Source organism: Prauserella salsuginis (assembly GCF_024648885.1).
GTDB classification, from domain to species: domain Bacteria; phylum Actinomycetota; class Actinomycetes; order Mycobacteriales; family Pseudonocardiaceae; genus Prauserella; species Prauserella salsuginis.
The window spans coordinates 508368-527282 of the sequence record NZ_JANBBF010000008.1; the positions used below are offsets into that span (position 1 = coordinate 508368).

19 protein-coding genes are annotated in these 18915 nt (G+C 71.8%); 7 read left to right on the forward strand and 12 right to left on the reverse strand.

From position 1 onward, the window contains the following. Positions 1-115: 115 nt before the first annotated feature. Genes LY40_RS03815 through rimO form a run of 3 tightly spaced genes read right to left on the reverse strand, consistent with a single transcriptional unit; the run spans position 116 to position 2740 of the window. Entirely contained in the window at positions 116-592 is a 477-nt protein-coding gene (locus tag LY40_RS03815; RefSeq protein ID WP_258935938.1) for a CinA family protein, read from the reverse strand. 31 nt (positions 593-623) lie between these two features. Beyond that, a complete protein-coding gene (gene pgsA / locus LY40_RS03820; RefSeq protein ID WP_372497675.1) occupies positions 624-1292 on the reverse strand; it encodes a CDP-diacylglycerol--glycerol-3-phosphate 3-phosphatidyltransferase in 669 nt (222 codons plus the stop codon). Continuing rightward, positions 1289-2740 carry a 30S ribosomal protein S12 methylthiotransferase RimO gene (rimO, locus tag LY40_RS03825; protein WP_183786222.1) on the reverse strand — a complete coding sequence of 484 codons (1452 nt, stop codon included), beginning with the start codon at positions 2738-2740 and terminating at the stop codon, positions 1289-1291. Before rimO ends, pgsA begins: the two co-directional genes overlap by 4 nt. 64 nt (positions 2741-2804) lie before the next feature. Here rimO and LY40_RS03830 point away from each other — a divergent pair, with 64 nt between their 5' ends. Together LY40_RS03830 and LY40_RS03835 are read left to right on the forward strand one after the other, a co-directional pair. Further along, positions 2805-3302, forward strand: coding sequence for an amino-acid N-acetyltransferase (locus LY40_RS03830; RefSeq protein WP_183786224.1), 498 nt, complete (start codon positions 2805-2807; stop codon positions 3300-3302). Positions 3303-3497: 195 nt separating this feature from the next. Next, the gene (locus LY40_RS03835; protein WP_258935939.1) at positions 3498-3938 is read left to right on the forward strand and encodes a phospholipase; all 441 of its coding nucleotides are present in this window, start codon (positions 3498-3500) and stop codon (positions 3936-3938) included. Positions 3939-4027: 89 nt separating this feature from the next. Here the strand turns inward: LY40_RS03835 and LY40_RS03840 are convergent, their stop codons facing one another. Next, positions 4028-6742 (reverse strand): FtsK/SpoIIIE family DNA translocase, encoded by a 2715-nt coding sequence (locus tag LY40_RS03840; protein ID WP_183786228.1) that lies wholly within the window; start codon positions 6740-6742, stop codon positions 4028-4030. A 236-nt stretch (positions 6743-6978) separates the two neighbouring features. Here LY40_RS03840 and LY40_RS03845 point away from each other — a divergent pair, with 236 nt between their 5' ends. Next, positions 6979-7722, forward strand: a complete 744-nt coding sequence (locus tag LY40_RS03845) for a lysophospholipid acyltransferase family protein (RefSeq protein ID WP_183786420.1) — start codon at positions 6979-6981, stop codon at positions 7720-7722. On the opposite strand, the gene LY40_RS03850 is transcribed toward LY40_RS03845, so the two are convergent. Next, positions 7703-8224: an Lrp/AsnC family transcriptional regulator gene (locus LY40_RS03850; RefSeq protein ID WP_258935940.1), complete on the reverse strand. Its 522-nt coding sequence runs from the start codon at positions 8222-8224 to the stop codon at positions 7703-7705. The genes LY40_RS03845 and LY40_RS03850 overlap by 20 nt on opposite strands. A gap of 108 nt (positions 8225-8332) precedes the next feature. On the opposite strand from LY40_RS03850, the gene LY40_RS03855 reads away from it, so the two are divergent. Continuing rightward, positions 8333-9349 (forward strand): EamA family transporter, encoded by a 1017-nt coding sequence (locus LY40_RS03855; protein ID WP_183786230.1) that lies wholly within the window; start codon positions 8333-8335, stop codon positions 9347-9349. Positions 9350-9399: 50 nt separating this feature from the next. Here the strand turns inward: LY40_RS03855 and LY40_RS03860 are convergent, their stop codons facing one another. The 6 genes from LY40_RS03860 to LY40_RS03885 all read right to left on the reverse strand — a co-directional run bounded on the left by LY40_RS03860 (position 9400) and on the right by LY40_RS03885 (position 15344). Beyond that, positions 9400-11097, reverse strand: coding sequence for a ribonuclease J (locus LY40_RS03860; RefSeq protein WP_183786232.1), 1698 nt, complete (start codon positions 11095-11097; stop codon positions 9400-9402). Next, the gene (gene dapA, locus LY40_RS03865; RefSeq protein WP_183786234.1) at positions 11094-12119 is read right to left on the reverse strand and encodes a 4-hydroxy-tetrahydrodipicolinate synthase; all 1026 of its coding nucleotides are present in this window, start codon (positions 12117-12119) and stop codon (positions 11094-11096) included. The genes LY40_RS03860 and dapA overlap by 4 nt, the downstream gene beginning before the upstream one ends. Before the next feature lie 174 nt (positions 12120-12293). Continuing rightward, a complete protein-coding gene (locus LY40_RS03870; protein ID WP_258935941.1) occupies positions 12294-13835 on the reverse strand; it encodes a serine/threonine-protein kinase in 1542 nt (513 codons plus the stop codon). A 55-nt stretch (positions 13836-13890) separates the two neighbouring features. After that, on the reverse strand, positions 13891-14292 hold the full coding sequence (locus LY40_RS03875) for an ACT domain-containing protein (protein ID WP_258935942.1): 402 nt from the start codon (positions 14290-14292) through the stop codon (positions 13891-13893). A gap of 9 nt (positions 14293-14301) precedes the next feature. Further along, complete coding sequence (thyX, locus tag LY40_RS03880; protein ID WP_183786240.1) at positions 14302-15054, reverse strand: FAD-dependent thymidylate synthase; 753 nt, start codon at positions 15052-15054, stop codon at positions 14302-14304. Between the two features lie 167 nt (positions 15055-15221). After that, on the reverse strand, positions 15222-15344 hold the full coding sequence (locus tag LY40_RS03885) for a hypothetical protein (protein WP_258935943.1): 123 nt from the start codon (positions 15342-15344) through the stop codon (positions 15222-15224). 21 nt (positions 15345-15365) lie between these two features. Between LY40_RS03885 and LY40_RS03890 the strand changes: the two genes are divergently transcribed. Both LY40_RS03890 and LY40_RS03895 read left to right on the forward strand, forming a co-directional pair. Further along, the gene (locus LY40_RS03890; RefSeq protein WP_183786242.1) at positions 15366-16052 is read left to right on the forward strand and encodes a toxin-antitoxin system HicB family antitoxin; all 687 of its coding nucleotides are present in this window, start codon (positions 15366-15368) and stop codon (positions 16050-16052) included. Positions 16053-16054: 2 nt separating this feature from the next. Then, positions 16055-16954, forward strand: coding sequence for a DUF4097 family beta strand repeat-containing protein (locus LY40_RS03895; protein ID WP_258935944.1), 900 nt, complete (start codon positions 16055-16057; stop codon positions 16952-16954). Here LY40_RS03895 and LY40_RS03900 read toward each other — a convergent pair. Then, positions 16938-18167, reverse strand: a complete 1230-nt coding sequence (locus tag LY40_RS03900) for a winged helix-turn-helix domain-containing protein (protein ID WP_258935945.1) — start codon at positions 18165-18167, stop codon at positions 16938-16940. The two genes, LY40_RS03895 and LY40_RS03900, sit on opposite strands and share 17 nt — an antisense overlap. A 52-nt stretch (positions 18168-18219) precedes the next feature. Here LY40_RS03900 and LY40_RS03905 point away from each other — a divergent pair, with 52 nt between their 5' ends. Then, entirely contained in the window at positions 18220-18780 is a 561-nt protein-coding gene (locus tag LY40_RS03905; protein ID WP_183786248.1) for a GNAT family N-acetyltransferase, read from the forward strand. The last annotated feature ends 135 nt before the right edge of the window (positions 18781-18915 follow it).

Consider the following 18915-nt stretch of genomic DNA (forward strand, 5'->3'; position numbering starts at 1 on the left):
CGCCATCGGCGAACGACCGGCCACCCGGACCGGGCGTCACCACGACGTCGGCGACGATCGTCGGCATCCGCACCCGGAACGTCCGGGCGGGCTGTGTCCAGGTACAACGCCGGCATCAGCCCAGTTGTTCCGCGAGCAGGAGGAGAACCCCGCCGACCGCACCGGTACGCACCGCGTCGCGGTCCCCCGCGAGCTGCAACGTCCGGGCGTGGCGGCCGTCAGGACCACACACGGCGACGTGCACCGTTCCCGGAGCCACCCCGTCCTGGGCCGCCGGACCTGCGACACCGGTCAGTCCGAGCCCCCAATCGGCTCCGCACCGCCGCCGCGCCCCGGCCGCCAACTGCGCCGCCACCTCGGGATGCACCGCGCCCTCGGCCTCCAGCAACGACGCCGACACACCGGCCAGCTCGTGCTTGAGTTCCGTCGCGTACACGACCAGGCCGCCCCGCAACACCGCGCTCGAGCCCGGCACCTCGGCCAGGGTCGCGCACACCAGGCCCGCCGTCAGTGACTCGGCCGCGGCGACCGTCTGCCCCGCATCTGTCAACAGCTCGACGACCCGCCGCGACAGTCCGCCCTGCTCCGTCACGAACGCCTGCCGATCACCACACACCCGCCGGTCACGAGTCCCCTCCCGAGGTGCTCGCGCGCAGGCGCAGCGCACGCACGACGTAGTCGAGGCCGGTCGCGACCGTCAGCACCAGTGCCGCGACCAGCACCGCCCAGCTCACCACGTCCAATACCGCAGGCAACGGCAGCAGGAACAGCCCGATGGCGACGACCTGGGCAAGGGTCTTGGCCTTGCCGCCGCGGCTCGCCGGGATCACCCCGCGCCGGATCACCCAGAATCGCAGCAGGGTGACACCCAGTTCCCTGACGGCGATCACGATCGTCACCCACCACGACAGCTCGCCGAGCATGCTCAGCCCGACCAGTGCGGCACCGATCAGCGCCTTGTCGGCGATCGGATCGGCGATCTTGCCGAAATCGGTGATGAGGTCGTACTTGCGGGCGACCCAGCCGTCGACGTTGTCGGTGAGCGCCGCGAGCGCGAACAGCGCCGCCGCGACGTACCGCCACATCTCACCGCTGTCGCCCTCGGCCTCGCCGGCGCTGCTCGCGAACAGGGCGACGACGAACAGCGGCACCAGCACCAGCCGCGAGATCGTCAGCAGGTTGGCGATGTTCAACGTGGGCACCGGCACCGTGCTCGGCTGCGCAGCCCCGTCGGCCGGACCGGAACCGCCCGCAGCCCCCGAGGCACCGTCGCCTCCGGCTGCGCCGGTCACGGCGCTGCGTCCTCACCGCCGGCAGGCCCTGCCGGGCGCACGATCAGATCGACACCGGCCGTGTCGACCACCTCGCAGCGGATCAGCTCACCCCGCTCGACACTCCCTGCGCCGAGCACGACGCACTCGCCGTCGACCTCGGGTGCCTGGTGGGCGGCGCGCCCGGTGACCTCGTCCTCGGAGTCGTCGCCCGACTGTTCGACGAGCACGTCGACGACGGTGCCGATCCGGTCCTCCGCCCGCTGGGCCGTCAGCTCCTCGACCAGTGCCGATATCCGCGCGACGCGCTCGGCGATCACGTCCTCGTCGAGTTTGCCGTCGTAGCCCTCGGCCTCGGTGCCGTCCTCGTCGGAGTACCCGAACACCCCGACGGCGTCCAGGCGAGCTCCCGTCAGGAAGCGCTCCAGTTCGGCCACGTCGTCCTCGGTCTCGCCGGGGAATCCCACGATGACGTTGGTGCGGATGCCCGCCTCGGGTGCGTACTCGCGAATCTGGTCCACCAGCGCCAGGAACGAGTCGGTGGACCCGAATCGCCGCATCCGCCGCAGTACGGACTCGCTGGAATGCTGGAACGACAGGTCGAAGTAGTCGGCGACACCCGGTGTCGTGGCGATCGCCCTGACCAGGTCGGGACGTGTCTCGGCGGGCTGCAGGTACGACACGCGCACGCGCTCGATGCCCTCGACACCGGCCAGCCGCGGCAGCAGCGCCTCCAACGCCCGCGTGCCGCCCAACTCACGCCCGAGATCCTTGCCGTAGGACGTCGAGTTCTCGCTGACCAGGAACAGTTCGCGCGCGCCCTGTGTGGCCAGCCATGCGGCCTCGGCCACGATCTCATCGGGGTGACGGGAGACGAACGAACCCCGGAACGACGGGATCGCGCAGAACGAGCACCGACGGTCACATCCGGAGGCGATCTTCAGCGACGCGACCGGCGCGTCGTCGAGCCGCGAGCGCAGCACACGGGGACCCCAGCCAGTGTGGCCGGGCACCGCGACGTCCTCGGCCGCGGCGGGCCGTTCGACGGGACTGATCGGCAGCAGCTTCCTACGGTCCGCCGGCGTGTGCGAGGCGACCTGCTTGCCCGCGGCGACGTCGTCGAGCCGCTCGGCGAGGTTCGCGTAATGGTCGAAGCCCAGTACCGCGTCGGCCTCCGGCAGGCTCTCGGCGAGCTGTTCGCCGTAACGTTCCGCCATGCAGCCGACGGCCACGACCTTCGCACCCGTGTCGGACGCGGCCAGCAGCGTGTCCACCGAATCCTTCTTCGCCGACTCGACGAAGCCGCACGTGTTGACCACGACGACGTCGCTGCCCTCTGGATCGCCCGCCAGTTCCCAGCCTCCCGCGGCGAGTCGCCCCGCGAGTTCCTCGGAGTCGACCTCGTTACGGGAGCAGCCCAGGGTCAGCAGGGACACCCTGCGGCCGGGCGAGGAATCTGCGGAAGACATCTCGACAAGAGTAACGACCAGGCCATCGACGTGTCCGCGCAACCCGGCCGCTAGCGTTTGTGCGGTGGAGTCACCGATCATTCGCCGTGCCCGTATCGCCGATGTCGCCGAGATCAAACGCCTCGTCGACGCGGACGCGGGCAAGGTGCTCCTCGAGAAGGACCTGGTCACGCTCTACGAGGCCGTGCAGGAATTCTGGGTCGCCGAGCTGGATGGCGAGGTCGTCGGCTGCGGCGCCCTGCACGTGCTGTGGGAGGACCTCGCCGAGATCCGCACCGTGGCGGTCGATCGCGCCGCCCGCGGCCACGGCATCGGGCACGCGCTGGTGTCGGCGCTGATCGACCTCGCGCGCAGACTCGGCCTGCCCCGCCTGTTCGTGCTGACGTTCGAGACCGACTTCTTCAGCAGGCACGGCTTCCGCGCCATCGACGGCGCACCCGTCCCCGAGGAGGTCTACGAGGAGATGCGCCGCTCCCCCGACACGGGTGTCGCCGAGTTCCTCGACCTGCCGTTCGTCAAGCCCAACACCCTCGGCAACACCCGCATGCTCCTCGAACTCTGACCCCACGGCGCAGGACCCCGCGCCGAACGCTGCCGTCGGTCGCCGCAGCGGCCCCAGGACGTGTGGGGATGACGCTCCGTCACCGGATACGTAGCCGAACGTTCACCGTCCGTCCCACCGAGAGCGGTAGTGGTCCATACCACTTCCCGCGACACTGTTCCTCGCTGTCACCCGCGACCGTGAGGAGCACCCGGTATGACCTCCGCGTCCCTGAAACGCGCCCTGCGCGGCGTCGTCGCCTCGTCCGCCGTCGCGGCGGCCGTCGTCGTCGGAGCACCCGCCGCCCAGGCGATGGACGCCCCCGCGATCACCGACCAGTACCTGTTCGACACCTCACTGTCGCAGTTCGGCGCGATCCGCGCCCAGCAGCCCTACCCCGACCAGCTCGACTGGTCGTCCGACGCCTGTTCCTGGTCACCCGACCGGCCGCTGGGCTACGACTTCACCCCGGCCTGTCACCGCCACGACTTCGGCTACCGCAACTACAAGCGACAGGGCCGGTTCACCGAGGCCGCGCGGCTGCGGATCGACGACAACTTCTACACCGACATGCGGCACCAGTGCGGCAGCGCGTCGGCGTGCAACGCGGCGGCCTGGACCTACTACCAGGCGGTCCGCCAGTTCGGCGCGAGCTGACACTCGCGGCCGCACGCGCGCCCCGAAGGGCCCCGGGGGCGCTGAATACCCCGAAGGTGCCCTTGGGGCATTCAGCGCCCCCGGGGGCATCACTCCTCGGAGGACGGCTCGTCGTCGGTCTGCGGCGGGTCGTCACCGCGGATGAACGCGAGCGTCGCGGGCAGATCGTCGGGCTTGACGAGCACGTCCCTGGCCTTCGAACCCTCGGACGGTCCGACGACACCTCTGCTTTCGAGCAGGTCCATCAGCCGCCCGGCCTTGGCGAACCCGACGCGGAGCTTGCGCTGCAGCATCGAGGTCGACCCGAACTGTGAGGTGACGACGAGTTCGGTGGCCTGCAGCAGCACGTCGAGATCGTCGCCGATGTCCTCGTCGATCTGCTTCTTCTCGTCGGCCTTGGCCTGGGTGACGCCCTCGGTGTACTCGGGCTCGGCCTGCTGCTTGGTGAAGTCGACAACCGACTGGATCTCGTCGTCGCCGATGAACGAGCCCTGGATGCGGATCGTCTTGCCGGCGCCCATCGGCAGGTACAGACCGTCACCCATGCCGATCAGCTTCTCGGCGCCCGGCTGGTCGAGGATGACGCGCGAGTCGGTCAGCGACGACGTGGCGAACGCCAGCCGCGAGGGCACGTTCGTCTTGATCAGACCGGTGACGACGTCCACCGACGGCCGCTGGGTCGCCAGCACGAGGTGGATACCGGCGGCACGTGCCTTCTGCGTGATGCGCACGATCGCGTCCTCGACGTCCCGGGGCGCGGTCATCATCAGGTCGGCGAGCTCGTCGACGATGGCGAGGATGTACGGGTACGGCCGGTACTCGCGTTCGCTGCCGGGCGGTGCCGTGATCTCCCCGGAGCGCACCTTGGCGTTGAAGTCGTCGATGTGGCGCACCCGGTTGGCCTGCATGTCCTGGTAGCGCTGCTCCATCTCCTCCACCAGCCACGCCAGCGCGGCCGCCGCCTTCTTCGGCTGGGTGATGATGGGCGTGATCAGGTGCGGGATGCCCTCGTACGGCGTCAGCTCGACCATCTTCGGGTCGATGAGGATCATCCGGCACTCGTCGGGCGTCGACCGTGCCAGCAGCGAAACGAGCATCGAGTTGACGAAGCTCGACTTACCGGAACCGGTGGAACCGGCGACGAGCAGGTGCGGCATCTTCGTGAGGTTCGCGGTCACGAAGTCGCCTTCGATGTCCTTGCCGAGACCGATCACCATCGGGTGCGTGTCCTTGCCGGCCTTGGACGACCGGAGAACGTCACCGAGCCGGACCATCTCGCGGTCGGAGTTGGGCACCTCGATCCCGACGGCCGACTTGCCGGGGATCGGCGCGAGCAACCGGACGTTGTCGGTGGCCACGGCGTAGGCGATGTTCTTCGTCAGCGCCGTGATCTTCTCGACCTTCACGCCGGGGCCGAGTTCCACCTCGTAGCGCGTCACCGTCGGACCGCGGACGAAGCCGGTGACCTGCGCATCGATGTTGAACTGTTCCAGCACACCCGTGATCGACTCGATCATGGCGTCGTTGACCTTGCTGCGGGCCTTCGGCGGGTCGCCGAGGGTCAGCAGGTCCGGCGGCGGCAGGGTGTAGTCGCCGTCGACGGTGCGTGTGATCGCCAGCGCGGGCTCGGCCTGCGCGGCGTCGGACTTCGCCTCCGCCTTGGCCGCGGCCTTGCCACCGGTCTTCTCCGCGGCCTTGTCCGCGCTCTTGTCGACGGCCTTGTCCGCGCTCTTCGGCCGGGCCCCGGACGCCGCCGTCGCGCTCTGCTCGGCCGCCTCGGACGCAGCCGTGTCGGCGGCCTCGCCGTCGAGCATCTCGTCCAGTGTCGACGCCGCCCCCGACGCGGACTGCCGCCGTCGCGACGGCTTGCGCAACCGCACCGCCGACGGGTCGCCCTCTGCCACCGGATCCGCGCCGCCGCGGCCCCGTGCCGTCTCGCCGTCGACTTCGAACGCGTCGCCGTCGTCGTCGGGCTCGGCACCCCATTCACTGAGCCGCCGCGGAATGTCGCGCACCGGGGTTCCCGTGAACACGAGGACCCCGAACACCAGCGCCAGCACGAGCAGCGGAGCGGCCACCCACACCGTGACGCCGCGGGCGAGCAGGTCGCCCGAGAACCAGCCGAGCCCGCCGCCGGCGTACATGAGTCCTTCGTGCCCCTGCGGGCGCGCGTTGATCAGGTGCAGCAGTCCCAGCACCGCCAGGCCCATCAGCAGCATGCCGATGACCCGGCGCGGACGCGTCTCCGGATTCGGCTCCGAGCGCATCAGTGCCACGGCGAGCACGAGCAGCACGAGCGGAATCGCCACCGAACCGGCGCCGAAGACCGTGCGCATGCCGATCGTGACGATCTCACCGACCGGTCCCGCGCTCTCCCACAGCACACCCACGGCCGTGATGAGCGCCAGGGCGATCAGGCCGAGCGCGAGCCCGTCCCGGCGGTGTTCCGGTTCCAGGTCGCGGGTCCGGCCGACCGTGCGGGCCAGGCCGCCGACGGCCTTCGCCGCGAGGTTCCAGCCTCCGCGGACGGCCGAGCCCGCGTTGCCGCCCGAGCGGCCCTTCGCCCCGGACCTGGCCGCGGCACCTTTTCCGCCCGCGGCGGGTTTCCTCGCCGGGGTGCGGGACGACGACGCGGCCCTGGTGCGCGACGACGAGGCACGCTTCGTCCCGCCGCCCGTCCCGCCGCCGGAGCCGCGGGCCCCGGAACCGGCGCCCGAGCGCCGGGATCCGCCGGACTTGGCGCCGGAGCTGCCTGATCCGCGCGCCGCGCCGCCTCGGCCTTTCGTCACCGACCCACTCGCCATGTCCCCACGGTAACCGGATCACCACCTGCGTCCCAGCCGCCACACGCGGCCCGCGCGTCACGAACGACGAGGTCACACCGTGACCCGGCCCTGAAGGGCGATACGCCGCCGACCGGGCGGCTGCACTCATCCGTGCGCGTGACATCCTTCTGGACATGCTGAGCGGTACGACCGGCGGTAACACCCACGATCACTCTCCGTCACGCGATGGCGGGACGCCGGCCATCTGGCGCGCGATGCTCGCGGCGGACCACAACCTCGTCCGCGTCGCGGGCCGGCTCCGGGTCACCGGCTCCGTACCCCGGCGGCTGCGCGGCAGGCCCCTGCTCATCGCCGCGAACCACATCGGCAATTTCGACCCGTTCGTGCTGATGGCCGCATGCCGGTCGATCGGGCTGGCACCGCGGTTCATGCTCGCGGGCGGCCTCCTGGACGCCCCGGTGCTCGGCACGGCGCTCAAGGCCAGCGGCCACCTGCGCGTCGACCGCGGATCCGCCTCGGCGGTGCAACAGTTCGCCGACGCCGTCGACGAACTCACCTCGACGCGCGTGCCGATCATCGTCTATCCCGAAGGGCGGATCAGCCACGACCGCGGTCTGTGGCCCGAACGCGGCAAGACCGGCCTGGCCCGCCTCGCGCTGGGCTCGGGCGTGCCGGTCGTGCCGATCAGCCAGTGGGGCGCACACGAAGCGGTCTACTGGGGCACCGAGACGGTCGGCGGGTTGGGCGATGTGGTTCCTCTGGCACGGTCGGGCTTCACCGCGCCGCTGCGCAGGCCGACGTTCCGGGTGCACTTCGGCGACCCCGTCGACCTCAGCGGGTTCGACGCGGGTACACCCGGCCACGCCGTGAAGGCCCACGCCAAGATCATGCAGACGATCACCGACGGTCTCGTCCCGCTGCGCCGCGACGAACCCGACGTCCCACGGTTCCACGATCCGACGAGGCCGACGGACACGATCAGTCCGTGGCGCCCCTGACCTCACCGGCAGGGGCCCGGCCGCGCGCCGGCTCGCGTGTCGGCACCGCCACCCCGGTGCGCACGGGGTCGAGCACGAACAGCGTGGTGTAGCGCTTGACGTTCGGATCCTGCTGGAACAGGCGTTTCGCCACCTCGTTCTCGTGGCGCATGCCCACGCAGGCGAGCACCACGACGTAGTCGTAGTCGCCGGAGACCTCGTAGGCCTGCTGCACCTCGGGGGCCTCGAGCAGCCGTGCACGGTAGCGGCGGCCCTCCTCGGGAGTGTCGTCCTCGATCGTCACGAGGCAGACGGACAGGATCACCTCGGGCACGTGCCGCGGGTCGAGCACCGCGACGTTGTGGCTCAGCAGCCCGGCCGAGCGGTAGCGCTGAACCCGCCGCAGCACCGCACTCGGCGACAGTCCCACCTCGTCGCCGAGGTCCCGCAGCGTGCGGGACGCGTCCCGCTGCAGCAGCGCGAGCAGGTCGTGGTCGACGTCGTCCAGCATCAGATCACTCACGCAATAATGTTGCGCTGCGCCGGGATAATTTTCAATCGGCCGCACCCTGATCCCGATTACCGTCAGCGTTATCCCCGATCCCTTCGACCTCGACGAGGACCTCTGCGCATGACCACGACCCGGCCCGCACAGCCGGCCGGCGGCGACGCCGCCCCCGCACCGCCAGCCACCTCACCGCCCACCCTGCGCCCGCACGCCGGCCGCGGGGTGCTGTTGCTGATCGTGGCCTCGCTCTGTTTCGGCAGTTCCGGTGTGATCGGCAAGCCCGCGATGACCGCGGGCCTCGGCCCGGAACAGGTCGCCGCCGCGCGGATCGGCATCGCGGCGCTCGTGATGCTCACGTGCGTCGCGCTGCTGCGCCCGTCGCTGCTGCGGGTCCGCCGCGGGCAGTGGCGGTTGCTGGTCGCCTACGGCCTGCTGGGCGTCGCGGGTGTGCAGCTGCTGTACTTCGTGGCCGCGTCCCGGATCCCGGTCGGGGTGGCGATCCTGCTGGAGTTCACCTCGCCCGTGCTCGTGGCGCTGTGGGTGCGGTTCGTCCGGCGGGTCCGGCTGCCGTGGCCGATGTGGCTCGGCATCGCGCTCGCACTGACCGGGCTGGCCATGGTGGCGCAGATCGGCGCCGGCCTCACCCTCGACGCGGTCGGACTGCTGGCCGGCGCGGGGGCGGCCCTGTGCTCGGCGGCGTACTTCCTGCTCGGCGAACGCGGCGTCGCCGATCAGCACCCGCTCGGCATGGTCACGTGGGGCATGACGGTCGGTGCCGTCGCGGTGTGCGCCGTCGCGCCGCCGTGGACGTGGCCCGCCGACGTCGTGACCGCACCGGCCGAGCTCGGACCGTGGCAGCCGCCGGTGTGGGTACTGCTGGTCGCCGTGGCCCTGCTGTCGACCGTGCTGGCCTACAGCGCGGGCACGGCGTCCCTGCGGCATCTTCCCGCGGCTGCGGCAAGCGTGCTCGCGCTCATGGAACCGCTGATCGCGACCGGGTTGGCCTGGCTACTCCTCGGCGAAGCGCTCACCTGGTCGCAGGTCCTCGGCGCCGGGATCCTGCTCGGCGGTGCCGCACTGGTGCAGCTGACGTCACCGCGGAAACAGCCCGTGGGCGAACCACTCCCCGCCGCCGACTGACCCGGACGGCCCCACCCGGACGGCCGGGTGGGGCCCGCTCACCACGCGGGTCAGACCGGAATGACCGTCGGGACGATCATCGGGCGGCGCCGGTAGGTCTCGGCGACCCAACGGCCCACCGCGCGGCGGATCGCCTGGGCGATGCGGTGGGTGTCGGTGATGCCCTCCGCCTCGGTGCGCGACAGTTCCATCTCGACCAGCGACGCCGCCTCGTCGAGCGCCTTCGGATCATCGGAGAAGCCCCGGCCGGACACGGTCGGTTCACTCATCGCACGGCCGGTCGCGGAGTCGACGACGACGGTGATCGCGATGAACCCGCCCTCCCCCAGGATCAGCCGGTCCGACAGCGTCGACTCGCCGACGTCGCCGACCGACAGCCCGTCGACGTACACCTCGCCGATCTCGACCCGCCCCGTGGCCTGCGCCTTGCCGTCGATCAGGTCGACGACCACACCGTTCTCGGCGAGCACCACGTTCTCCGGCGTCACCCCGGTGCGTACCGCGAGTTCCCCGTTGGCCCGCAGGTGCCGCCATTCACCGTGCACCGGCATGACGTTGCTCGGTCGGACCGCGTTGTACAGGAACAGCAGCTCGCCGGCCGAGGCGTGCCCGGAGACGTGCACCTTGGCGTTGCTCTGGTGCACCACGTCGGCGCCCAGCCGCACGAGCCCGTTGATGACGCCGAACACGGCGTTCTCGTTGCCGGGGATCAGCGAGCTGGCCAGCACGACCGTGTCCCCGGCGCGGATGGAGATCTGCCGGTGCTCGCCGCGCGCCATGCGCGAGAGCGCCGACAGCGGTTCGCCCTGCGAACCGGTGGAGACGAACAGGACGTGCGACTCCGGCAGGTTCACCGCCTCGTCGAGATCGATCAGCAGGCCCTCGGGCACGTTCAGCAGGCCAAGCTCGGCGGCGATGTTCATGTTCCGCACCATCGACCGGCCCACCAGGGCCACCCGCCTGCCGTGCCTGACCGCCGCGTCCAGCACCTGTTGCACCCGGTGCACATGGCTGGCGAAGCACGCGACGATGACCCGCTGCCGCACCTTCCCGATCACGTCGTCGAGCACGGGCCCGATCTCCCGCTCCGGCGTGACGAAACCGGGCACCTCGGCGTTGGTGGAGTCCACGCACAACAGGTCCACGCCCTCGTCGCCGAGCCGGGAGAACCCGGCCAGGTCGGTGAGCCTGCCGTCGAGCGGCAGCTGGTCGAGCTTGATGTCGCCGGTGTGCAGCACGACACCGGCGGGCGTGCGGATCGCCACGGCCAGCGCGTCCGGAATGGAGTGGTTGACCGCGAAGAACTCGAGGTCGAACGCACCCACGTTCCGCCGCTCACCCTCGGCGACCTCGACCAGCACCGGCTTCTGTTTGTGCTCGCGGCACTTCGCCGCGAGCAGCGCCAGGGTGAAGTTCGAACCGTACACCGGCAGATCGGGCCGCAGCCGGAGCAGGAACGGCACCGCCCCGATGTGATCCTCGTGCCCGTGCGTGAGCACGAGGCCGTCGACCTCGTCGAGCCTGTCCTCGATGGCGCGGAAGTCCGGCAGGATCAGGTCGACGCCCGGGTGCGGGTCCTCGGGGAACAGCACCCCGCAGTCGACGATCAGCAGCCTGCCGCCGTACTCGAAGACGGTCATGTTCCGGCCGACTTCGCTGATGCCGCCCAGGGCGACCGTGCGCAGCGCGCCGTCCGGCAGTGCGGGTGGTGCGGAGGTCGGTCCGGGGCCGACCGCGAGTTCACTCACTGATGCAGTGTCCCAACGCTGGTGTGGGTGGTGGGCGTGACGTAGGCCGCGGCCTCGTCCGCACGGCGCGCACGAGAACCGGCCCAGTCCTCCGCTCGGTATGCGTCGAGCGGCACGCCGGCCTGGGTCAGGTCCGCGGCGATCGCCTCCACCTGGTCGTCGGTGGCGGGGACGATCGGCAGCCGAGGGCCACCGACGTCGAAGCCACGCAGGCGCAGGGCGGTCTTCGAGAACACGACACCGCCGACGCGGGAGAACGCACGATACACCGCGAGCATGCCGCGATGGTTGGTGCGTGCGGTGGACGTGTCGCCGTCCTCGTAGGCCTCGATCATCGCGCGGATGCGGCCCGCGACCACGTGGCCGATCACGCTGACCACACCGGCCGCGCCGACCGACAGCCACGGCAGGTTCAGCGCGTCGTCGCCCGAGTAGTAGGCCAGGTGCGTGTTGGCGATGACCTCGCTGCCTGCCAGCAGGTCACCCTTGGCGTCCTTGACGGCGACGACGCGGGGATGCTCGGCGAGCCTGCGCAACGTGTCGACCTCGATGGGCACGATCGACCGGGGCGGGATGTCGTAGAGCATCACCGGCAGTTCCGTCGCGTCGGCGACCGCGGTGAAGTGCGCCTGCACGCCGGCCTGCGTCGGCCGCGAGTAGTACGGCGTGACGACGAGCAGGCCGTGGGCACCGGCCTTCTCTGCCTGCTGGGCGAGTTCGACACTGTGCCGCGTGTCGTAGGTGCCGGCTCCGGCGACGACGGCGGCGCGGTCACCGACCGCCTCGACGACGGCACGCAATAGGCGCGCCTTCTCGTCGTCGGTCGTCGTGGGGCTCTCACCGGTCGTCCCGTTGACCACGAGGCCGTCGTTGCCCAGGTCCACCAGGTGTTCGGCGATCTCCTGCGCCCGCGTCACGTCCAGTTCGCCCTGGTCGTCGAACGGGGTGATCATGGCGGTCAGCACGCGGCCGAAGGGACGTCCCGGCGCGGCGGTGGGCGCGGTAGGCAAAGCGGTCGACATGCCGCTGACGGTACCTCCCGCAGGGCCGGGTCGGCGCGTCGACCATGCCCCGCGGGCGGGACTCCACGCGCGTCCCGCCGCGCGCCGGAGGATCACCGCCGACGCCGCGTCACCACCGGAAGTTCTTGCGCTCTCGCTGCGGAACCTCGGTCGGCAACCCGGGCCGAGCCGGGGTCAGGCGACGCCCCGCGTGACCGTCCCTTCGAGCCTTCCGCTGTCGGCGGGAACCAGGAAACACAGCACGCTGCGGACCGGCGAGTCGAAGTCGTCGGCGGGCTCCTGGTTCCACTCGTCCTCGGTCGGCACCAGTGCCAGGAACCGCAGGCCCGGCCGCTCGTCATCCTGGACCCGGTTGGTGTGGAACGTCGCGGTGCACTTGGCCTCGGCGAACGCGCGCAGCCGGTCCTCACCCGGGTACGTCGCCGCCGCGGCGTCGGAATCGCTCGACTCCGGTACCGCGGGGGCGATCTCGAACAGCTGCGCGTCGTGGGCCTCGTCCTCGCAGTCGACCCAGTTGCTCGACGCGAGCGCCCGGCCGCTCGCGAGCGGCGTGTTGACGCAGTAGTTCGAACTGCCGTCGATGTCGTAGTTGGCGATGTCGCCACCGCGGCCGTAGGTCAGGGTCTCGGCCATCGCGTCGTCAACCGCCGGGCCCCAGAACGGCTTGCCCGCGAGGAATCCGCCGACCAGCAGTGCCACCGCCGCCACGGCGCCGCCGACGATCAGCAGCTTGCGCCGCGTCGGGTTCGCGGACGCGGGGCCCGGGCCCGGCGTCGCGGCGAGCGTCGGCGGACCGCCGTAGTGCATGGCCGTGGCCTGGGCGTCGCCGCCGGGAGGGGTGGGCGGTCCCGGTTGCGCCACGCCGGGCTGCGCGGCGGCGGTCAGCAGGCCCCGCGCCTGGCCCGCCGGGATCCGCGCTTCGGGCGCCGCGGTCAGCATGCCCATGATCGCCTGCGCCAACGGGCCGTGCGCCCGGGCCAGCGGCGGCATCTCGTGCATGATCGCGTGCAGGGTCGCCGCCGTGGTCGAGCGCTGGAACGGCAACATGCCCTCGGCGGCGAAGTACAGCGTCGCGCCCAGCGACCACAGGTCGGACGCGGCCATGGCCTCCTGGCCCGCGACGCGTTCCGGAGCCATGAACGCCGGTGAGCCGACGAGCATGCCGCTGGTGGTGATCCGGGGATCGTCGACGGCCTGGGCGATGCCGAAGTCGGTCAGTTTCACCCTGCCGTTCGGCGCGACCATGATGTTGCCGGGTTTGACGTCCCGGTGAACGATCCCGGCCCGGTGCGCGGCCTCGAGCGCCGACAGCACCTGCTCACCGATGCGGGCCACTTCGTGCGCCGGCAGCGGGCCGCGCCGGTCGACGAGGTCCGACAGGGTCGGCGCCTCGACCAGTTCCATGACGATGAACGTCGCGTCGCCGTCGGCGACCACGTCGAACACGGTCACCACGGCCGGGTCGTTGAGCCGTCCGCCGGTACGCACCTCACGCAGGATGCGCTCGGAGAACACGCCCGCGTCCTCGGCACCGTCCGGCAGGCGCAATTCCTTCACGGCCACGTGCCTGCCGATCACGGTGTCCTCACCGCGCCAGACAACGCCCATGCCGCCGCGGCCCAGCTCCTCCAGCAGGGCGTAACGCCCGGCCACCGTGCGCAACGCCGCGTGGGCCCGGGTACTCGAATCGGTCTGCTGCTCGGGGTTCTCGGTCACACGCCCTCACTTCGTCCTCACGGTGCGTGCCGCATCCTAGCGGCGCATCACCCGGTCAGACGTCGGCGCGGTGCACCTCGTGCCCTCCGGATCGCAACGCATCGACCGCGCGGTCGAGATCACCGGCCGCGACGAGGAAATGGTCGGTGTCGAAGGTCGAGAGCGCGAACAGCGCGACCCCGGCCGCGGCCAGTTCGCTCGACAGGGCCGCCACGATTCCGGTGAGGCTGAACGCGAGCGGGCCGCGCACCGTCAGCAGCCGCCACCCCGGTTCGGCCCGGTCGGTGACGGGCACGCGCTCCGACGGCCCGACCACGGACAGCTCCTCGGCCGTGCGGACGACCGACACGAGCTCCCCGCCCGGTGGGTCGAGCAACGCGGCGGGCACGGGTGCACCCGCGTCGAACCGGGCGACCGTGTATTCCCCTGGCTGAACGTCGATGGCGAGCCGGCGCACGTTTCCCCCTCAGCCTTCCGCGACGCGCGGACTGGTGGCGACCTCGGTGCCGTCGGGCAACTCGGAGATCGTGAAGTCGGCGAACACGTTCGGCGCGGCCTTCTGCAGCTCCCGCAGACAGGCCACGGCCAGTTCGCGGATCTCGACGTCGGCGTGCTCGGTGGCGCGCATGCCGACGAAGTGCCGCCATGCGCGGTAGTTGCCGGTGACGACGACGCGCGTCTCGGTGGCGTTCGGCAGCACCGCGCGGGCGGCCTGGCGGGCCTGCTTGCGGCGCAGCGTGGCGTTCGGCGCGTCGGCGAACTTCTCCTCGAGCCCCGCCAGCAGGTCGGTGTAGGCATCCACGCTGGCCTGGGCGGCGGCGAGGAACTTCTCGTGCAGCTCGGGGTCCTCGGCGATGACCTCCGGCTCGACGAACGCGGCGTCCTTCTCCGGCACGTACCGCTGCGACAGCTGCGAGTACGAGAAGTGCCGGTGCCGGATCAGTTCGTGGGTCAGCGACCGCGAGATGCCGGTGATGTAGAAGGTGACCGACCCGTGTTCGAGGACCGACAGGTGGCCGACCTCGATGATGTGGTCGAGGTAACCGGCGTTCGTGGCGGTCTTCGGGTTCGGCTTCTGCCACGACTGGTAGCAGGCCCGTCCGGCGAACTCCGCGAGCGCCTGCCCGCCGTCGGCGTCGGTGCTCCACGCCACGTCCTCCGGTGGCAGGAACTCCGTCTTCGCGATCACGCGCACCTGCGGTGACACCGTTTCGGCCACGTCCGACTCCCTCTGCCGACGACTCCTCAGGCAGCGTACTGCCCGGCTCCGACCTTTCCGTCCGGCCGGGCCGGAAGCGCCCGCGCGGGTGAGCAAGCGCCCGCGCGGGGTGAATCACCGCCCCGCAGCAACTCACCGCACCCGCAGTACTCACCGCACCGCCGCACTCACTGCCCCGCAGCACTCACCGCACCGCAGCACTCACCGCACCGCAGCACCACGTCCCCGACGACGCCGGTGACACCACCGGAACCACTGTCCGACACCACGATCCGGTTGCGTGATGTCACGAATGACGTCAGAGTGGTGTCATGGATCTCACGCCGTATCTGGATCGCCTCCGCGAGGACCTCGCCACGAGCGCCTCGGCGGGCGATCAGGACATGAAGCGCACCGCGGCGGTGCTCTCGGCCGCCCTCGAACCCGCCGCGCGGCTCACCCTCATGAACGCCCTCGCCGACATGGCGGCCGAGGTCACCGCTCACCTGCACGATCAGGTCGTGGACGTCCGGCTCGACGGACGCGACGTCCGGGTCGTCGTGACCGGACCGGAGCGACCGGGCTCGGGCATCGGGGGCACCACGGACGGCGCCGGCCCCGCGGCCGGCAACGGAACCGGCGGCGATGACGTCACTGGTGACACCGACGGCGGGCCCGACACCGGCGGCACCGGCCCGTCGGGCGCTCCGGGCGGCTTCGGCGACGCCGCCGGCGCCGGTGGTGACATCAGCCGCATCACGCTGCGCATCGTCGAGCAGATCAAGGCCCAGGCAGAACAGGCCGCCGCGGCCCAGGGACAGTCGCTGAACGCGTTCGTCGCCCAGGCGGTGCAGCAGGCGGTCCGCGGCGGACTGCACGGCCACGGAGGCCGGCGAGGCCCGCGCGGCGCCGGCGAGCCCCATGGCCGGGGCCCGACTGGCGAGCGCGGCGACTGCGGCCCGGGCGGCCGCTCCGAGCACCCGACCCGATCACACCTGCACGGCTGGGTGGAAGGTTGACCATGAACGAACAGCAGTCCGAGCCGATGCGCACCGAAGCGTTCGAGGCTTCCGATCCGGTGGACATCGACGTCGACATCCCGTTCGGACGGGTGGCCGTGCACCTCGGTGGTGAACCGGGCTCGGTGGAGATCCGGCACGACCCGGCCGCGCATCTGCCGTGGACCGAGAGCGTCGCCGGCATCCTCAGCTGGGTGGGCGACCGGTTCGGCACCGAAGACCTGGTCGGCTCACCGGAGGAGGCGATCGCGCAGTGCCGCATCGAGCGCGAGGCGCGAGCTCTCGTCGTGCGCGGGCCGCAGGCGCTGCCCCTGCACGGCGTGCCGCTCGCGGTGACGGTGCACGCGCCCGAGGGCTCGGCCGTCCGGGTCCGCGCCGCGGCCGGTCCCGTCACGGTGACCGGGACGGCACACCGGCTCGAGCTGACCACCGGCTCCGGCGAGGTGCGTGTGGGCGACGCCGACGGGCCGGCGACGATCCGCGCGGGCGGCGGTGACGTCACGACCGGCACGCTCCGCGGCGGGCTGCAACTGCGCGCGAGCCGGGGCGACGTGGCGGTCGCCGCCCTGCCCGCGACCGGGAGCGTGACGACGGCCGGTGGCGCGGTCCGCCTCGGCGAGGTCACCGGCGACGTCCTGGTCCGCACGAGCAGCGGTGACGTGACCGTGGCCGACGCGGGTGCCGGCACGGTCGAGGCGACCACCGGGTCCGGCACCATCCGCATCGGCGTCCGCTCCGGAGTGGCCGCCGAGATCGACCTGTCCTCCGGATCGGGACGGGTGCGCAGTGAGCTGGACGTGGCCGACATGGCACCGGACCGGGAGGTTCCCCTCGCCGTGCGCGCTCGCACGGGCGCGGGCGACGTCGTCGTCACCGGGGCTCTCGTCACCTCCGCGGGCTGACCTCGCGGCGCAGCACGGGTACCAGGTCACCGCGTTCGCCGACCTCGATGTCCTCGAGCGCGAGCCAGTCGGCCGTCTCGCGCAGCCGCGCGGCGAGCTCCGCGGCGACGCGGCCGTGGTCGACGCCCGGTTCGGCGAACGCACCGGGCACGCGCAGCACCGACGCGGCGCGATCGGCTTTCAGGTCCACGCGCCCGACCAGCCGGCCGTCGCACAGGAACGGGAAAACGTAGTAGCCGTACTCGCGACGCTGTGCCGGTACGTAGATCTCGATGCGGTAGCGGAACCCGAACAGCCGCTCGGTGCGGTCGCGCTCCCAGATGAGCGGATCGAACGGGCACAACAGTGCGCTGCCGGTCACCGTCCGCGGCGTCGTGGCCGCGGTATGGCGGTACGCCTGCTGCCGCCAGCCGTCGACCCGGACCGGTTCGAGTGTGCCGGCTTCGACCAGGTCGGCCACGGCCGCGCGCGTCTCTGGCGGGCGGAGCCGGTAGTAGTCGCGCAGGTCCGTCTCGGTCGCGACACCGAGGGCTTCGGCGGAGGAGGCGACGAGTTCGCGCGCCGCCTCCTCGGGGCCGACGCGCCGCTGCCGGATGTCGGCGGGCACGACCCGTTCGGTGAGGTCGTAGCAACGCTCGAAACCGCGGCGCGTGCCCGTGGTCAGCTCGCCCGTGCCGAACAGCCACTCGCAGATTTTCTTCACCTCCGAGCGCTCCCACCACGAGCCGGGTGTGCGGCGCTCCCCGCCGGTCAGTTCCTTCTCGACCGTTCCCGCCCCCACCGGGCCGAGCTCCTTGACGACGGCGAGCACGTCGTCGACCAGGCCCGGGGACTGCTCGGCGAGCCGCGCATACCCCCGCCACCAGCCCGGCCGTTTCGCCCCGGACATCAGCAGCGGCCAATCGGCCACGGGGATCAGGCTCGCCTCGTGGGCCCAGGCCTCGACGAGCAACCTCGGTTTACGAGCGGTGTCGCGCCACGCGGCGTCGTCGACGAGCGCAGGGTCGTATGGGCCGAGCCGGGACAGCAGCGGGGCGTAGTGGGCACGCATCGCCACGTTCACCGAGTCGAGTTGCAGGAGTTTCGTGCGCGACAGGACGCGGCGCAGGTGCCGGCGGGTCGGGGCCGCCGCAGGGCGCGGATCGGTGAACCCCTGTGCGGCGAGGGCGGTGCGGCGCGCGACGGGCAGGCTCATGGTCCTCACCCGTGGCATGCTGCCAGCCGCCCCCGACGATTCCGTCGTCACCGGCCAGTAGGGTGCCGGTATGACGGACGCCACGGTTCGCGTCGCGGGCCCCGACGACGCCGCCGACATCGCCGCCATCCAGGTGCGCACGTGGCGCACGGCGTACGCGGACGCGCTCGGCCAGGCCACCGTCGACGCGCTCGACGAGGCCACGCTCGCCGACGAATGGGCACGCGCCGTCGAGCACCCGGCCTCCACGGTCTACGTGGCCCGCGAAGGGACCACGACCGTGGGTTTCTGCGCCGCCGGCCCCGCCCCCGCCGACGACACCGCGGCCGCCGACGGCTCCCCGCCCGCCGACGCCGCCGAGGTGGCTCTGATCGCGACGGTGCTCGTCGAACCGCGCTGGGGCCGGCGCGGGCACGGTGGCCGCCTGTTCGGTACGGCCGCCACCGACCTGCGGGCGATGGGCCACAGCCGTGGGGTGACCTGGGTCTCGCAATCCGATTCGGCGGCGCTGTCGTTCTTCCGCGGCATAGGCTGGAACCCGGACGGCACCGTGCGCACCCTCGACACGGGGGAACGGACGGTGCGGGAGCTCCGCCTCACCGGCGGACTCGACGTCCGATTGGACCACTGACACGCCGGGCCGTCACGCCCGCAACAGCCAACCCGGCGGCGCGGTTCCGGCCGCGCCCGAACCGAGAAACCGGCGGCGAATCGGTGCGACCGATCACATCGCGGCGGCGATGTCTGTCATAGTCGATTCCGTCCC

Bases quoted from the DNA above. Each gene is read 5' to 3' on its own strand.
- rimO (WP_183786222.1), bottom strand. From the start codon at position 2,740: ATGTCTTCCGCAGATTCCTCGCCCGGCCGCAGGGTGTCCCTGCTGACC.
- LY40_RS03835 (WP_258935939.1), top strand. From the start codon at position 3,498: ATGACCTCCGCGTCCCTGAAACGCGCCCTGCGCGGCGTCGTCGCCTCG.
- LY40_RS03840 (WP_183786228.1), bottom strand. From the start codon at position 6,742: ATGGCGAGTGGGTCGGTGACGAAAGGCCGAGGCGGCGCGGCGCGCGGA.
- LY40_RS03845 (WP_183786420.1), top strand. From the start codon at position 6,979: ATGCTCGCGGCGGACCACAACCTCGTCCGCGTCGCGGGCCGGCTCCGG.
- LY40_RS03855 (WP_183786230.1), top strand. From the start codon at position 8,333: ATGACCACGACCCGGCCCGCACAGCCGGCCGGCGGCGACGCCGCCCCC.
- dapA (WP_183786234.1), bottom strand. From the start codon at position 12,119: ATGTCGACCGCTTTGCCTACCGCGCCCACCGCCGCGCCGGGACGTCCC.
- LY40_RS03890 (WP_183786242.1), top strand. From the start codon at position 15,366: ATGGATCTCACGCCGTATCTGGATCGCCTCCGCGAGGACCTCGCCACG.
- LY40_RS03895 (WP_258935944.1), top strand. From the start codon at position 16,055: ATGAACGAACAGCAGTCCGAGCCGATGCGCACCGAAGCGTTCGAGGCT.
- LY40_RS03900 (WP_258935945.1), bottom strand. From the start codon at position 18,167: ATGCCACGGGTGAGGACCATGAGCCTGCCCGTCGCGCGCCGCACCGCC.
- LY40_RS03905 (WP_183786248.1), top strand. From the start codon at position 18,220: ATGACGGACGCCACGGTTCGCGTCGCGGGCCCCGACGACGCCGCCGAC.